This window comes from Brevundimonas sp. UBA7506 (assembly GCF_002479495.1).
In the GTDB taxonomy this organism is placed as follows: domain Bacteria; phylum Pseudomonadota; class Alphaproteobacteria; order Caulobacterales; family Caulobacteraceae; genus Brevundimonas.
The window spans coordinates 172,695-188,824 of sequence record NZ_DLNQ01000011.1; the positions used below are offsets into that span (position 1 = coordinate 172,695).

Sequence of the window (16,130 nt, forward strand, 5' to 3'; positions counted from 1 at the left end):
CGGCAAGCGCCGCCGTCGTCAAGGCGCGGGCGCGATCCACAGGGCCAGGGGACGGCCCGCCAGCGCGGCGGGCGGCGCCAGCGAACTGGGCCCCTCGGACGCAACCGCGTCGACCACCGCCCCGTCGGCGATCCACCGCAGCGCCTGCCCAGCGGCGACAGACCGGGCCAGTTGGATCGCGGCGCCATCGAGGCTGTAGATCAGAACCGTCCCGTCCGGCGCCGAAGACGCCCAGGCGGCGCCGGTCGGCGCCATCAAGGCCGCATCCAGCCGTAGCGAGGCCCGAGCCTCAACTCCGACCGTCGCCTCAATGGCGCGGCTCAGCCCCGGGAAGACATCGTCGTCATTGAGCACCACCAGATCGGCGCGGCGGTCGCGATACTCGCGATAGGCGCGGTAGCGCATGGCCGGGGTCGAGCGCCACAGGGCCCGCCGAACCTCGCCCGCGTCGGCGCCGTCGGCCAGATCCTGCGGCCGGGCGATGGCGTCCACCTGTTCGCGGGGCGCCTTGTCCAGCCCGCCCTGCACCGCGAACAGCGAGCCGTCGGGACGATAGACCCAGTGATGGAAGGCGACCGCATCCACCATCTGCGACCGGGCCGGATCATCCAGAATGGCGTCCATCTGATCCTTGGGGATCTCCAGCGCCACCCGCGCGTCCGCGCCGGTCTCGGCCTCCCAGGCGGCGATCTCGTCCAGCCAGAACCGCACGAAGGACAGGGGGCCGGTGTACTCGGGATCCAGCCCGATCACGACATTGGACCGCCCCTTCAGCGTCTCCAGCGTCTGACGGATGTAGCGGCGATGCAGGTCGCGCCGCACCGGCTCGGACACGTCCCAGAAGACCTCCGCCGCCGGCACTTCGTTCGGCATTCCCGTCGCTTGCAGGGCGTTGACGGGCCGCCAGGGGAAGTCGACGTAGTGTGAGCGGCTCTCCAGCAGCCAGTGCTGAAGATAGAGCTTGTGATACAGGATCACGCCCTGCTGCTCGGCCAGATCGGCGAAGCGAGCGACGCGGTCGAAGAACCAGGGATTGAAGCGTTCCAGGTCGAACTTGCTGAGGCCGTCCCAGGCCCGCCCCTGCCCGCTGCGCGCCCACGGCAGTTCCATGAACGGACCCCAGACCTCGCCGTCGCGCTGATCCGGCGAGCCGTAGAAGTCGTGATCGACGCGGCGACGGTCGTACCAGAGGCCGTAGTTATGATGCACCACGTCGCCGGTCTTCAACCCGGCGGCGACGGCGTCCAGATCGTCGGTCAGACCCCGCCCCTCCAGCCCTGGCGCGAAGCGGGTGATGAAGGGGCCGGACGCCTCGGCCAGGGCCGGGATCATCTGGGCCTGAAAGAAGGCGAAGCCGATGCGGCGACGCCAGGCGGGCTGGCCGTCGATGACGAAGCGGCCGCCCTCGACCGTCAGCGGGTGACTGGCGACAGGTTGCGTCGTCACGGTTCGCCACGCTGCGACCTCGGCCTCGGTCAGATGCGGGGCGCCGACCTCAGCCGGATAGGTTGCGGGTTCCAGCGCCGCCAGAGCGCCCGCGCCCATCCTGCGCTCCAGTTGCATCCGATAGAGGCTGGCCGGTTCCTGCGGCTGGGCGCGATGGAAGTCACGGCCAGGCATCACGCGCGCGTCTTCCAGCACCCCGTCGCCGGAACGCTCGCCGCGACAGCCGACGGCGACATTGACCGCGCCCGGCGGACTGCGCACCTCGACCACCGTCGCCTCGCAGTTCCACAGGACCGAGTTGGCCGCCGACCAACCGACGCCCTGCCCGTCTCGTCCGCGATGGGTCAGGGTCAGACCGCCGCCGCGCACCTTGACCCCGTCGAACAGGACGCCGGTGGCCCAGCTCTCCTGCGTCCCGCTGTCGCCAAGGGCGTCCGTGGCGGTGCAGTCGAGGAAGACATTGGGTCCGGCTGCAGCGTGGCCGACCGAAAAGTCATGAATGCCGTCGTTGCTGGCGCAGCGCTGGAACAGGGTCTGCTGCCCCGCCGTGTAGAAGGTGCGCCGACGCAGGCCGCCGATCTCGGACACCGGGCGGCTGGCGGCCACGTCCTGTACCGTGACCCGGCGACTATCCAGCCCCAGATCGACGGCCGAGCCGACAAAGCCTTCAAAGACAAGGTTCCGTAGCCAGACATCCTCGGCCCGATCCACGGCGATCCCGGTCCAGCTGTGGTCCTCATCGGCGGGCCGCGATGGGTCGTGACGCGAGACGAGGGTCAGGTTCTCCACCCCGACCTCGCGGATGCGCGACGCCGAGGAGCCGCGCCGTACCGTGGCGTCACCCTCCGCCAGGGCCATGGTCAGGGGCGCGTCCAGAAGGATGGTCCGCCCCTCCACCGCGACGACGCGCCGATCCCACACCACGTCGCGCGAGCCCGGCTTCCAGTTCAGCCGGGTTTCAGGCCGCCAGCCGACGAAGGCGTCCATGCCCAGGGCGGCAATCCATTCGGCGGTGCTGGGACGGCGGATGGTCACCGCGTCGCCAACGCCAAGGCCTTCGGTCGTCTCCAGAGTCAGGCGCACGGTCCCGACCGGCGTCTGGCCCATCACCTGATGCTTTACGCCGGTCGAAGCGTCGGCCGTGCCGCTACGCGCACCGACCGTGATCAGAGCGCGCCGATCCACACCGGTCGCCACAATGGTCGTCGCCTGCGGGCCCGCGCCGCGCAGGACCACCCCGCCGACCTCGAGCCGGATCTGGCCCTGGACCTGATACTCTCCCGCCGCCAGCAGCACCGTACCCCTTCGCCCCTCGGCGTCGGGCTTCGCCTTCGCCGCGCGATCCAGCGCCGCAAGGATGCGGTCGGTGTCGTCGCCCTCGCCCGGCTCGACCCAGATCAGGACCGGCATGACCGGCGCCGTCACGCCCCCGCCGCGATAGCCCGCGTGGGAAAAATCGATGGGCGGGGTCAAAGCGACGAAGTCCGGCTGCGTCTGGGCACGCGAGGCCCCGGCCACCGATGCTGCGACGATCAGCCCCGCGATCCAGAACCGGACCATGTCTTCCTCCCCCTAGGCACGACCTAAAAAGTATTATTATATTTCTTGATGAGTCCAGCGGTCGCTCAGGCGGCGCGCGCCGACGCCAGAGCGGCAGGACCGGGGGAAGGAGAGTTTTCACGGATGCTGACCCGACGCGCCTGTCTGGCCGCAGCCGCTGCGACCCCGCTTTTGGCGGCTGCGCCCGCCACGGCGGGCGCCGAGGCGGCACGCGACGCCATGCGCCGGGCCACCCGCTTCATGACCGACAGGGCTGCGGTCAACGGCGGCTATGTCTGGTCCTACCTGTCCGACTTCTCGCGCCGCTGGGGCGAGATGGAGGCCTGGCCCAGCATGATCTGGACCCAGGCGCCCGGCACGCCCGAGATGGGCCAGATCTTCCTCGACGCCTGGCGCGCCACCGGCGAGGCCCAGTATCTGGACGCCGCCGTCGCGGCGGGCGACGCCCTTATCCGGGGCCAGCACCCCAGCGGCGGCTGGAACTATGTCATCGACTTCGACGGCGAGGACTCGCTGCGCCGCTGGTACGAAACCATCGGCAGGAACGGCTGGCGGCTGGAGGAATTCCAGCACTACTACGGCAACGCCACCTTCGACGATCACGCCACGGTCGAGTGCGGGCGCTTCCTGCTGCGACTGGCCCTGACGACGGACCTGCCGCGCGTTCGCGCCGCCGTGGACCGGACCATCGCCTTCGTCCTGGACAGCCAACTGCCCAGCGGCGGCTGGCCCCAGCGCTGGCCGCGCGCGGGTGAGTTCAGCAACCATGGCCGTCCCGACTACACCGGCCTGATCACCCTCAACGACGAGGTGATGGACGAGAACATCGACTTCCTGCTGCTGGTCCAGCAGCAATGGAACCGCCCGGATGTGGAGCAACCGATCCGGCGCGCCATGGTCTGTTACCGCGACCTGCAGCAGCCGGCGCCGACGCCCGGCTGGGCGCTGCAATACACGCCCGACTTCAAACCCGCCTGGGGTCGGACCTACGAACCCGCCGCCGTCTCGCCCCATGTCACCGCCGTCGCCGTGGAGCGGATGCTGGACTTCTATCGCCTGACCGGCGACCGCAGCTTCCTGGCCCGTCTGGACGAGGCGCTGGACTGGCTGGCGCGGGTCGAGGCCCCCGCTGCCGCCCACCACGAAGGCCGCAACCATTTCCGCTACGTCGAGCCGGGGACCAACCGCTTCATCGCCGTGCATCGGCGCGGGTCCAACGCCCGGAACGGCGAGTATTATGTCGACTACGACATGACCGGCCAGCGCGGCGAGAAGCATATCGACCTGCCCCGCCTGCGCCGCCGCGTCGAACAGGTCGCCGCCCTGACGCCGGAAGAGGCCGTGCGCCAGTCCGCCCTGATGGGGCGCGGCCCCAGCCTGCTCTCCGACTATGTCATCACGCGGCCGCAGGGCGGGTCCGACCTCAACGTCACGGCCTCGCGTCCGGGAATGACACCGGTTACATTGCTAATCGAGGGGCTGAACGCGGAGGGGTATTGGCCGGTGGAATTGCGCACGACCAGCCACCCCTATCGCGGCGACGGCCCGGCCGAACCGCCGCCCGGCTTCGTCGATCGCGGCCAGGTCGGGGATGAATGGGACACCTCGCCCTTCACCGAGGCCAGCGGACCGATGGGGATTTCGACCGGGGCCTATATCAACAACATGGCCCGGCTGATCGCCCATGTCCGCGAGGCAAGGCCGGTATGAGCCGAAGCCTGATCCTCCTCAGCGCTCTCGCCGCCTTCGCGACCGGCGTTGCCGCGCAGGATGTCGCGCGCGCCCCTGACGGCCGCGCCTATCGCGCCCAACCCCTGACGACCGACTTGTTCATCGCCGACCCCTCGGCCCACGTCTTCGACGGGCGGGTCTATGTCTATGGCTCTCATGACATTCAGGGACCGCCCGCCGACGACCAGCCGGGCAAGGGCTTCGTCATGAAGGACTATGTGGTCCTGTCGATGGACCGTATCGGCGGACCGGTGACCATCCATCCGACCGCCTTCACCCTGGCCGACGTGCCCTGGGCGGATCGCCAGCTTTGGGCGCCCGACGCGGCCTATAAGGACGGGCGCTACTACCTCTACTTCCCGGCCAAGGACCGCGACGGCGTCTTCCGCATCGGCGTGGCCGCCGGAGACCGGCCCGAAGGCCCCTTCACGCCCGAGCCCCAGCCCATCCCCGGCGCCTACAGCATCGACCCCAGCGTCTTCGTGGACGAAGACGGCGCGGCCTATCTCTATGTCGGGGGCATCCACGGCGGACAGCTTCAGCGCTGGGCCAGCGGCCGCTACGATCCCTCAGCCGGCGACACCGACCTGAACCAGCCCGAGGCGGCGTCGCTGATGCCCAAGGTGGCGCGTCTCAGCGACGACATGCTGAGCCTGGCCGAACCGCTCCGTGACGCAGTGATTCTGGACGCGCAAGGCCAGCCCCTGAAGGGCGGCGATCTGGACCGGCGCTTCTTCGAGGCCGCCTGGCTGCATCGCTACAACGGCCTCTACTACCTCAGCTGGTCGACCGGCGACACGCACTTCATCGCCTACGCCACGGCGACCACGCCCTATGGCCCCTTTACGTATCGGGGACGGGTCCTGCTGCCGGTTCAGGGCTGGACCACGCACCATTCCATCGTCGAGGTCGAGGGCCAGTGGCGGCTCTTCTATCACGACACGCAGTTGTCGAACCGCACCCATCTGCGCAGCGCCAAGGTGGTCGACCTGCATCACGAGGCCGACGGTTCGATCCGCACCATCGACCCCTTCATCGCGCCCTAGCTCCGCTCAGTTCGCGTCACGCATAATGAGAAAGAGGAAACGCCCATGACCCCCATCAATCGCCGCGCCGCCCTGAGCGGCCTGCTCGGCGGCGTCGCCGCCTCGGCCCTGCCAGTCGGCGCCGTCTTCGCCCAGACCAACGAGGAGGCCGCGCCGCTGGGCCGCGAATGGGCCGGGATGAAGTGGCGAAAGGGCATCGAGGGCCAGCGCATGGCCGACCTGGGCGACGGCACCTTCCTGAACCCCATCATGTCGGGCGACCACCCGGACCCGTCGATCGTCAAGGACGGCGACGACTACTACATGACCTTCTCGTCGTTCGAGTCGGTGCCGGGCATCCACATCTGGCACTCACGCGACCTGGTGAACTGGCGGCCGATCACGGCGGCCCTGACCACCAATATCGGCTCGGTCTGGGCGCCCGAGCTGATCAAGCACGAGGGCCGCTTCTACTGCTACATCCCGGCCCGCTTCCCGAACTATCGCTCCAACTACGTCATCTGGGCCGACAAGATCGAAGGCCCGTGGAGCGAGCCGATCGATCTGAAGATCCCCGGCAACATCGACCCCGGCCACATCGTCGGCGAGGACGGCAAGCGCTACCTGTTCCTGAACGGCGGCGACCGGGTGCGGCTGACCGACGACGGCCTGGCCACCGACGGTCCGCTGGAACAGGTCTATGACGCCTGGCGCTATCCCGAGGACTGGATCGTAGAGGGCCACGCCCAGGAAGGGCCCAAGCTGCTGAAGCACGGCGACTACTTCTACATGATCACCGCCATCGGCGGCACGGCTGGGCCGCCGACCGGCCACATGGTCATCGCCGCCCGCTCCAAGTCGATCCATGGCCCATGGGAGGAATGCCCGCACAACCCCATCGTGCGCACCCGCAGCGGCGCCGAAAAATGGTGGTCGCGCGGTCACGCCACCCTGGTCGAGGGCCCGACCGATGGCGACTGGTGGATGGTCTATCACGGCTATGAGAACGCCTACTGGAGCCTGGGCCGCCAGACCCTGCTGGACCCGATCGAGTGGACCGATGACGGCTGGTTCCGCGCCAAGGGCGGCGATCTGTCCAAGCCCATCCCCATGCCGCGCGGCGGTCAGGCCGTGCCGCACGGCATGGCCCTGTCGGACGACTTCACCACCGACAAGTTCGGAACCCAGTGGAGCTTCTACGACCCGCAACCGAATGAGAAGGACCGCCTGCGCCGGGACAACGGCGTCCTGCACATGAAGGCCAAGGGCAAGGCGCCGGTCGATTGCTCTCCGCTGACCTTCGTCCAGGGCGAGCAGGCCTATCAGATCGAGTGCGAGATCGAGATCGACCCCGGCGCCGTGGCCGGTCTGATCCTGTTCTACGACCGCGCCCTCTATGCCGGGCTGGGCTTCGACCCCACGCGCTACGTCACCCACCAGTACGGGATCGAGCGCGGGCGGCCCGCCAATCCGCATGGCCGTCGCATGTTCATGCGCCTGACCAACGCCTATCAGAACGTCTATTTCGACACCTCGGCCGACGGGGTGAACTGGAAGCGCTTCGACCGCGGCATGGAGGTGTCCGGCTACAACCAGAACGTTCGCGGCGGCTTCATGATGCTGCGCCCCGGCATCTACGCCGCCGGCGAGGGCGAGGCGCGCTTCAAGAACTTCAAGTTCCGCGCCCTGTGATGGGCCTGTAAGCCACAAGGGGGCGGAGCCGAGACGCTCCGCCCTTTCTCAACTGGGCGCGCTGTCCTTGCGCGTCAGGGTCGCCAGATCCCAGTCGGCCTCGACGAAGGGGCGATGCGTCTGAGCCATGACCGGATAGCCGCCGACTTCGCGCTCGTCGTCGATGATGCGGCCGGTTCCGCTGCGCACCTCCTGCAGAATCCGTCGATCCACGGCGTCGCGCGCCCAGGGGCGTGCTCCGGCCTCGGCGAAGACCCAGGCCTCGACCTGATCCGAAGGCCGCGCCCGGAACCCGGCGGGCCAGTGCGGCGAGGCATTCAGCCGTCTGATCTTCGGCTCGCGGTCAGAGATGATCCCGATCTCCTGCATCGCCCGCCCGTCGGCATGGCGCGCCGGATTGTCCAGCGCATAGAGATCCAGATCCCCCTGCCCCTCCACGATCAGGAAGGGCAGATCCGCGCGCGTCGACGGCCCGCCGCGCACGACGTTTCCGACGATGGACAACTGGCCGACCTCCCACGGATGCGCGCCCCATTCCGAGGCGTTCAGCGCATAGTGCATGCAGCGGTTGCCGGGGTTGTAGATCAGGTTGTTGGCGCTCACCGCATGGACGCCGCCCTTGAACAACTGGTTCCGCTCATGGTCGTGGGCGTAGAGATTGCCGACGATCAGCACCTGGGTCGCATTGTCATGAATCAGGGTACCCTTGGAATGCTCGCCCTTGGCGTGGCTGGCGTTAGACAGGCCTTCCGACACGATATTGCGGCTGAAGGTGATGCGGCGCGAGGTGTGCTGCCGCCATTGCTCCACCGTGTCGCCGCCGTCGAAGCGCGGGCCGGACGCCGACAGATTCTCATCGGTCGCCCAACTGAAGGAGCACTGATCCACGATGACGTCGCGCGCGCCCGAGGTGGTCAGGCCGTCCACCTCCCAGCCGCTTTTCGCCGCCGCCCCGTCCGCGCCGGGCCGGATTCGGATATGGCGCACGATGACGTCATGGGTGCGCAGGCTGATCCCGCCCCGGATCAGGGTGATCCCCGGCTCGGGCGCGGTCTGGCCGGCGATGGTCAGGAAGGGATTCGACACCCGGATGTCGCGGCGGTTCAGGTCGATGACGCCGCCCACCTCGAACACCACAAGGCGCGGCCCCTCGGCCTCCAGCGCGGCGCGCAGCGAGCCCGGCCCCTCGCCCGCCAGGGTCGTGACGCGGATGATCCGCCCGCCGCGTCCGCCCGGTGTCGAGGCGGCCCAGCCCATGGCGCCGGGAAAGGCCAGGACCTGGCCTTCCGCCAAGGCCGGCAGGGGCAGAGCCCCGACCGCAGCAGCGGTCAGCATCAGGCGACGACGATCGATCATGTCAGCGCCTCCAGCGGCGGCAGGGGTCTGGCGAAGGGCTGGTCCTCGGCGACGACGATGCGGCCCTCGGCGTCGAAGTCCACGCGGATCAGGCCAGGCTTCTCGCGGAAATGGCTCTGTTCGTCGTTGCCGAAGAAGGTGGACCACCAGCGGCCCTCGCGGTCCTTGAAGACATTGCCGCCCCCGGCGCAGGGCGCGGCCTCGTGCTTCATCCGATAGGGGCCGTGCAGGTTTTCCGACACCGCGAAGACGAAGGAATACCGCCCCTCCACATTGCCGACCGCGCCCAGGTAATAGAGCCCGTCCTTCTTAAAGAGGGTCGCGCCTTCGTAGCCCAGGGTGTTCTCGCCCCTCAGGCAGCGGGCGCGGTCGCGCGCGACCAGGCACTGGGTGTCGGCGAAGGTCGTGCGCTTCCACTCCTCGGCATAGCCAGACAGGTCGTCCTTCAGCCGCACGATCTCGTCGCCCGAGCCATAGGTCAGATAGACGGCCCCGTCGTCATCCTGGAACAGGGTGGCGTCGATGCCCCGCCGCAGATGGGCATCGGGCGAGAAGGCGTATTCATAGGGCCCCTCCGGCCTGCCCGTCGTGCTGCGCAGGATGCCGAGGCCCGCCCGGCTGACGCTGAAGCAGAGGAAGTAACTTCCAGAGACGTAATGGATCTCAGGCGCCCAGATGGCTCGGAAGGGCACGCCGCGGCGCATTCTCCATTCCCTGGCCCAGCCGCCTTCGCGGTCCAGGCTCCATACCAGGCCCAGATAGGTCCAATCGACCAGATCGGTCGAGCGCCACAGCTCGATCCCGTCGTTGCAGGCCCAGATGTTGTCGCCCGTCGAGCCAGTCATGTAGTAGGCGCCGTCGCCGCCGATGCAGATCTGGGTGTCGCGCAGATGCAGCTCCATCAGCGGATGGATCGGCGGCAGCAGCCCCTTTTCCACCGCCGTGCCGGTCGCCGCCTCGCCCCAGGGCAGGGTCGGATAGGCCATCGGCCGCGTCCCGCGATAGCGAACCCCCGCCAGACCGGACATCCAGCCGCCGCGCGCATCGGCGAGGGTCGCTGTCGCCCCCGCTCCGCTGACGCCCCTATAGGGATAGGGGTTGCGCTCAGGCGTCGGGATCAGCCGTCCCGAATCGTCCGCCGACTGAGCAAGCGCGCGCGGCGCCATCAGCCCCGTCGCCACGGCGCCCATCAACGCGAACAACGTTCTGCGATTCTCCACAAACACGGCCCCTCCCCCTTGCGTTTGCGATTCACACATGATCATCAATGACATGACACCGGTATCAGAAATCGCTTGGCGGTCTAAAAATATTATAATACTTTTTTGCTGAAGCCGGGCGCTCACCCGGTGGCTGGATGATCGACGGAGCCCGCCAAGAGGCCCTGCGATCGAGGAGGAGGGAACCCATGACGAACAACTCAACGCTACAGTTGCGTGCGGCCGCGTCGCCTATCGCGCTCTGTCTGGCCGCCATGCTGGCGGCCGCTCCCGCTGTCGCACAGGAACAGTCGAACGATCAGGCCACCACCGTGGACGAGGTCGTGGTCACCGGCCTTCGCGCCTCGCTGGCCAGCGCCCTGAACGAGAAACGACGCTCCAACACCATCGTCGACGTCATCAACGCCGAGGACATCGCCGACTTCCCCGACGCCAACCTGGCGGAATCCCTGCAGCGCATTCCCGGCGTGTCGATCGACCGCGAGAACGGCGAGGGCAACAGCATCTCGGTGCGTGGTCTGGGCGGCGACTTCACCCGCGTGCGCCTGAACGGTCTGGAGACCCTGTCGACCTCGGGGGCCAGCAACGCCGACGGCGCCCTGCGCCGCGACCGCGGCTTTGCCTTCAACACCTTCGCCTCGGAGCTGTTCAACTCGCTGAAGGTGCAGAAATCCGCCGACGCCATGACGGACGAGGGCTCGCTGGGCGCGACCGTCGATCTGATCTCGGGCCGCCCCTTCAACTTCAGCGACCGTCGCCTGGCGATGACGCTGCAGGACGCCTACTACGAGAACGGCGAGACCCATAATCCGCGCGTCGCTCTGCTCGCCTCAGACCGCTGGAGCAGCAAGATCGGCGATTTCGGCCTGCTGGCCTCGGCCGCCTACAACAAGCGCGACCAGTCGATCGACAGCTATACGCGCGGCGTCGGCTCCAGCGACTACCTGTATCGCGGCGCGACTTTCAACAACGTAGGCACGGGTTCGGCTGGCGACCACCAGGGCTTCGCCCTGCCGACCGGCACCAATCCGGCGACGGCCCTGCCGCGCGTGACCAACCCCGAGGCCCTGTCCTACCTGATCGGCTCGAACCCGGCGGCCTACGCCCTGCTGAACGGTGGCAACACCAGGGGCTCGCTGGTCCGCATCCCGGCCCTGTCCACCCTGAACCACCGCGAGGTCGAGCAGGAGCGCCTGGGGATCACCCTGTCGGGCCAATGGCGGCCGACGGATCGGACCACCATCAGCTTCGACAATCTCTATTCGGAGATGACCCAGGTCTCGACCAACTACCAGATCGGCGCGGTCGGCCTGAACCGGAACAACACCAACGGCAACCGCACCCTGACGTCGCTGAGCTATCAGACCCTGCCGACGACCAGCGCGACCAACAACAGCTACCGCAACCGCCGCGGCATCTACGCCACCTGCACCAGCCAGGAAGCCAACGAGTTCCGCGACGCCATCGACTGCGGCCAGAGCCTGTACGGCAACACGCCGGTCTTCACGACCGCGCCGGGCGCCAACGTCAACAACCTGCTGGCGGGAACGGGCAGCTTCAATCCGAACAACCTCGAGGTCTACGACTACTACAACCAGCCCGGTTCGGTCGGCTATGTGCCGCACGCCAACTACATGGCCATGCGCGGCGCCTTCATCGGCCGCCCGTCCGTCCGCGTGCTGGACGCCGCCCTCAGCGAGAACGGCGACAACGCCGCCTATCTGAAGCTGGCCAATGTCGACATGCGCTCCGCCGTCGACCAGGGCGGATACACCACCGAGTTCCGCCAGAACTCGATCAATCTGGAACACGAGTTCACCGACCGGTTCCGCATGTCGGCGCTGATCGGCGACTCCAAATCCACCAATGAGAACACCGGCCTGCTGGCCGACTTCATCCGCCTGGACTCAGGCCAGGGCGTCGCCGGCAACGACTACTTCATCTACGACGAGCGCGGCGGCGGCGACATGCCGTTCATGGACTTCGGCTTCGACGTGGCCGATCCGACCAAGTGGGACTTCGTCAAGGGCTACTCGGCCCTGCGTCACTACAAGACGGTCACCGAGAACGGCTATCGCACCGCCAAGGTCGACTTCGCCTGGGACTACAATGACGACTTCACCTTCCGCTTCGGCGGCGGCGTGCGCGAGTTCGACTTCTTCTACACCCGCTATGAGCGCCTGATCGGCGACACCATGAATCCCAGCCTGCTGGAGGGGGTTCGCTCGGGTCTGGCGCCGGCCACCACCGTCGGCCAGATGGGCAAGGTCGTCAGTTGGGGTCAGGGCCTGAACGTGCCCGACGGCATGCCCTCGCAGTTCTTTGTGCCGAACCTGGAAGCCTTCCAGAACCGCTTCGGCTTCGACTGCAACTGCATCAACGAATGGGGCGACTGGCGCCTTTCCGACCTGCGCAACGGCGGCGTCAACACCTTCTGGGTCGACGAGAAATCCAGCGGCCTCTACGGACAGGTCGACTTCCGCTTCCCGGTCTTCATGGGCGATCTGCGCGGCAACACCGGCCTGCGTTACGCCAAGACCGAGGTGGATGCGCGCGGCCGCTCGCCCAGCGGACGCCCGGTAGAGAACGCCAACGAGTATGAAGACTGGCTGCCCTCGCTGAACCTGGCTTGGGAGCCGAACGACAAGCTGATCCTGCGCTTCGCCGCCGCCAAGGTCATGGCCCGCCCGCAGATGACCGCCCTGCACCCCGGCGTCACCGCCTTCAACGTGCCCGTCGGCATCGGCACGGCGCCGGCCGAGTTCGACGGCAGCAACGCCGCCATCACCCTGGGCAACACCCAGCTGAAGCCCTTCCGCGCCACCAACCTCGACTTCAACGTCGAATGGTACTTCGCCCGCGACGCCATCCTGTCCTTCGCCTACTTCTGGAAGGAGATCGAGAGCTTCCCGCAGGTGGTGCTGCGCGAGGCCAAGCTGAGCGAGCTGTTCGACGAAACCGCCATCGCCAATCTGCGCGCCACCTGGGACGGTCTGGTCGATGAAGGCTCGGCCAGCCGCCGCGCCTATCTGGACGAGGACCGCCCCTTCCAGATCCGCCAGTACAACGACGCGCCGGGCGGCACGCTGGACGGCTTCGAGATCGCCTATCAGCAGAACTTCACCTTCCTGCCGGGCCTGCTGGAATATACGGGCGTCCAGCTGAACTACACCAAGATCAACTCCGAGATGGAGTACATCCTGGACCCGGCGCGCGGCCTGACCGGCACCGCGCCCTTCCTCGGCGCCTCGCCGGAATCCTTCAACGCCACGATCTTCTACGAGGACCCGAAGTTCAGCGCCCGCGTCTCGACGGCCTATCGCGCCGCCTATCAGACCACCTATCCCCTGGCTTCGGGCGGGTGCGATCCGGGCAACTGCGACTCGCCGCTGATCAACGACTTCATCGGCAGCGACGAGACCCTGAACGTCGACGCCTCGGCCACCTACAAGCTGACCGACAACGTGACCATCACGGTGGAGGCGCTGAACCTGACCAATCAGACGGACAGCCGCTGGGCCTATCAGAACGATCCCGTCGTTCAGAACTACGCCAGCACCGGTCGCCAGTACTTCATCGGCGCCCGGTTCACCTTCTGATTTCCGATCGACAGAGCCTCCTCCCGGAAGAGCTGTCGCACTTGAAGCGCCGTGGAGACACGGCGCTTCCTTTTACCTGCCGCCCAGGCCGCGATCCGACCAAGGAGTTGTCGCCATGATGTCTCGTCCCTGGCTCGGCGCCGTCGCGGCATCGGCCCTGACCTCGGTCCTCGCCCCGGCCGCCCTCGCGGCGGAGGCCCCCGTGCCGTGGAACGCCGCCGTCCTGACCCGGGCGGCGGACTGGTACGCGACCCCGGCCGCCCGGCGTATCGCCGACAATGTCCTGACCCATCAGTCGCCCGAAGGCGGCTGGCCCAAGAACACGCCGCTGAACCTGCCCGCGCGTCCCGACGCCGATCCGGGCCTGGCCAACACCTTCGACAACCAGGCCACCACCTTGCCCCTGGCCTTCCTGGCCCGGATGACGACGGCGACGGGCGACGCCGCCTGCGCCGCCGCCTTCCAGCGTGGGCTCGACTACGTCCTGGCCGCCCAGTACCCGAGCGGCGGCTGGCCTCAGTATTATCCGCTGCGGGGCGGTTATCACGACCACATCACCTTCAATGACGACGCCATGGTGCGGGTTCTGACCCTGCTGCAGGATGTCGCCGCAGGCCGCCCGCCCTATGGCTTTGTTGATGCGGCGCAACGCGCGCGCGCCGCCGCCGCCGTGTCGCGCGGCGTCGACGTCATCCTGAAGACCCAGGTGCGACAGGACGGCCGCCTGACGGTCTGGTGCGCCCAGCACGACGCCGTCACCCTGGCCCCCGCCTGGGCGCGCAGGTTCGAGCCGCCCTCGCTGTCCGGCAGCGAGAGCGTCGGCATCGTCCGCTTCCTGATGAGCCTTGAGCATCCCTCGCCCGAGGTTCGCGCCGCCATCGAAGGCGCCCGCGCCTGGTTCGAGCGCTCGGCGATCCGCGACACCCGACTGGAGAGCTACGTCAACGCCGAGGGGCAACCGGACCGACGACTGGTTCCCGTTCCCGGCGCAGATCCGCTCTGGGCGCGCTTCTATGATCTGAAGACCAATGCGCCGATCTACATGGGCCGGGATTCGGTCGCCCACGCCGACCTGGGCGACATCGAGCGCGAACGACGCATGGGCTACACCTATGTCGGCGCCTGGCCCGCCACACTTCTGCGCGACCACACGCCCTGACGAAACCGCGAAGGGCCGGCCGCCGGGCTGACAGTGGTGCGAGCGGCGGGGGTCGAACCCGCAAGACCGAAGTCGGCGGATTTTAAGTCCGCTGCGTCTACCAGTTTCGCCACGCTCGCAAGGTCACGCGCTTAAGGCCTGGCTTGTGTAGCCGCCGAACGCAGGGCGCGGAAGTCCACATCGGAATCGGCGATCAACCGAACCAGAGCGGCCCATGCGGCGACGTTCTGGGTCATCTGGGCCGGGTCGATCTTGTCCAGGGTGTCGTCGGCCGTGTGGTGAAGGTCGAAGTAGCGCGTGCCGTCCTGCGCCAGGCCGAAGACCGGGACGCCTGCCCCGGCCAGCGGGCCGATGTCCACGCCGCCGTGCAGTTCCGGCTCGCTCGACGGCAGGACGCCGATGGGACGCAGCACACGCGCGGCGATCCTGGCGAAGTCGGACCCTTGCGCGCCCGGCGGCGTCTTCAGGGCGTAGATACGGTCAGCGCCGAAGTCGCTTTCGCCGGCGATGACGTGCTTCTCCACGCCCGCCGCGCCGATGTTGCGCAGATAGGCGCCGCCGCCGTTGCCGGTGTCGGTCGGCTGGGCCACCTCTTCCGATCCATACAGGACCACCCGCACGGTGCGGCCCGGACGGCCCTGCTCGGCGATCAGCTTGGCCGCGGCCAGGGTGATGGCGCCGCCCGCCGCGTCGTCGATGGCCCCGGTGCCCAGGTCCCAGCTGTCCATGTGCGAGCCCAGGACGATGATCTCGTCCGGACGCGTCGCGCCGACGATGTCGCCGATCACGTTCTGGCTGTGGGTCTGATAGGTGTGGGCGGTGGATTTCAGGCGCAGCCGCACCGGCTCGCCCATCTTCACCAGCCGCGCGATCTGGTCGGCGTCAGGCGCGCTCAGCGCAAAGGCCGGCAGCGGCACCTTGCCCTCGACATAGCGGGTGGTGCCGGTGTGCGGCATGCGGTGCTCATCCGAACCGGCCGAGCGCATGACGAAGGCCACCGCGCCGCGCTTGGCCGCTTCGGTCGGGCCCAGACCGCGAATGCGCGACAGCGAGCCGTAGCCCGAGCCGTCCTGCATCCGCACCATCTGGCCGCCGTCGACGACCGCGATCTTGCCGGTCAGCGAGCCGACCGGCGCCGCCAGCAGGGCGTCCAGACCGTCGAAGAAGACGATGTCTGCTTCAATGCCGTTGGCGGGCGTGGCGATGGAATGGCCCAGGGCGGCCGCCACCAGTTTCTGCGGACGGGCGCCCAGCAGTTCGGCGCTCTCCTCGCCCCGTTCCCAGCCTACCAGAGGGAATTGTTCGATGCGGACGTTCTGAAAGCCGTGGGCGCGCATGTAGT

Annotated in this window: 9 protein-coding genes and 1 tRNA gene; 5 read left to right on the top strand and 5 right to left on the bottom strand. The window is 68.1% G+C overall.

What is annotated here, in order from left to right; translation table 11 throughout:
- Positions 1-18: 18 nt before the first annotated feature.
- On the bottom strand, positions 19-3,006 hold the full coding sequence (locus B3K53_RS11655) for a DUF6298 domain-containing protein (protein ID WP_292084488.1): 2,988 nt from the start codon (positions 3,004-3,006) through the stop codon (positions 19-21).
- Positions 3,007-3,129: 123 nt separating this feature from the next.
- On the opposite strand from B3K53_RS11655, the gene B3K53_RS11660 reads away from it, so the two are divergent.
- Genes B3K53_RS11660 through B3K53_RS11670 form a run of 3 tightly spaced genes read left to right on the top strand, consistent with a single transcriptional unit; the run spans position 3,130 to position 7,454 of the window.
- Positions 3,130-4,716: a pectate lyase gene (locus B3K53_RS11660; protein ID WP_292084489.1), complete on the top strand. Its 1,587-nt coding sequence runs from the start codon at positions 3,130-3,132 to the stop codon at positions 4,714-4,716.
- Positions 4,713-5,783: a glycoside hydrolase family 43 protein gene (locus tag B3K53_RS11665; protein WP_292084491.1), complete on the top strand. Its 1,071-nt coding sequence runs from the start codon at positions 4,713-4,715 to the stop codon at positions 5,781-5,783. Before B3K53_RS11660 ends, B3K53_RS11665 begins: the two co-directional genes overlap by 4 nt.
- Before the next feature lie 45 nt (positions 5,784-5,828).
- Complete coding sequence (locus B3K53_RS11670) at positions 5,829-7,454, top strand: family 43 glycosylhydrolase (protein WP_292084492.1); 1,626 nt, start codon at positions 5,829-5,831, stop codon at positions 7,452-7,454.
- 48 nt (positions 7,455-7,502) lie between these two features.
- Here B3K53_RS11670 and B3K53_RS11675 read toward each other — a convergent pair whose 3' ends face one another.
- Positions 7,503-8,810, bottom strand: coding sequence for a pectate lyase family protein (locus B3K53_RS11675; RefSeq protein ID WP_292084495.1), 1,308 nt, complete (start codon positions 8,808-8,810; stop codon positions 7,503-7,505).
- Positions 8,807-10,012, bottom strand: a complete 1,206-nt coding sequence (locus B3K53_RS11680) for a family 43 glycosylhydrolase (protein WP_292084496.1) — start codon at positions 10,010-10,012, stop codon at positions 8,807-8,809. The genes B3K53_RS11675 and B3K53_RS11680 overlap by 4 nt, the downstream gene beginning before the upstream one ends.
- A gap of 206 nt (positions 10,013-10,218) precedes the next feature.
- Here B3K53_RS11680 and B3K53_RS11685 point away from each other — a divergent pair, with 206 nt between their 5' ends.
- Together B3K53_RS11685 and pelA are read left to right on the top strand one after the other, a co-directional pair.
- Positions 10,219-13,629 (top strand): TonB-dependent receptor domain-containing protein, encoded by a 3,411-nt coding sequence (locus B3K53_RS11685; protein ID WP_292084497.1) that lies wholly within the window; start codon positions 10,219-10,221, stop codon positions 13,627-13,629.
- 115 nt (positions 13,630-13,744) lie between these two features.
- A complete protein-coding gene (pelA, locus tag B3K53_RS11690) occupies positions 13,745-14,788 on the top strand; it encodes a pectate lyase (RefSeq protein ID WP_292084498.1) in 1,044 nt (347 codons plus the stop codon).
- A gap of 34 nt (positions 14,789-14,822) precedes the next feature.
- Here the strand turns inward: pelA and B3K53_RS11695 are convergent.
- Both B3K53_RS11695 and B3K53_RS11700 read right to left on the bottom strand, forming a co-directional pair.
- A tRNA-Leu gene (locus B3K53_RS11695) sits at positions 14,823-14,907 on the bottom strand.
- A 12-nt stretch (positions 14,908-14,919) separates the two neighbouring features.
- Positions 14,920-16,130, bottom strand: a 1,211-nt coding sequence (locus B3K53_RS11700; protein ID WP_292084499.1) for a M28 family peptidase, incomplete at its 5' end; no start/stop codon positions are given.

Coding starts and splice junctions, on each gene's coding strand:
- pelA (WP_292084498.1), top strand. CDS start 13,745: ATGATGTCTCGTCCCTGGCTCGGCGCCGTCGCGGCATCGGCCCTGACC.
- B3K53_RS11670 (WP_292084492.1), top strand. CDS start 5,829: ATGACCCCCATCAATCGCCGCGCCGCCCTGAGCGGCCTGCTCGGCGGC.
- B3K53_RS11660 (WP_292084489.1), top strand. CDS start 3,130: ATGCTGACCCGACGCGCCTGTCTGGCCGCAGCCGCTGCGACCCCGCTT.
- B3K53_RS11675 (WP_292084495.1), bottom strand. CDS start 8,810: ATGATCGATCGTCGTCGCCTGATGCTGACCGCTGCTGCGGTCGGGGCT.
- B3K53_RS11665 (WP_292084491.1), top strand. CDS start 4,713: ATGAGCCGAAGCCTGATCCTCCTCAGCGCTCTCGCCGCCTTCGCGACC.
- B3K53_RS11655 (WP_292084488.1), bottom strand. CDS start 3,006: ATGGTCCGGTTCTGGATCGCGGGGCTGATCGTCGCAGCATCGGTGGCC.
- B3K53_RS11685 (WP_292084497.1), top strand. CDS start 10,219: ATGACGAACAACTCAACGCTACAGTTGCGTGCGGCCGCGTCGCCTATC.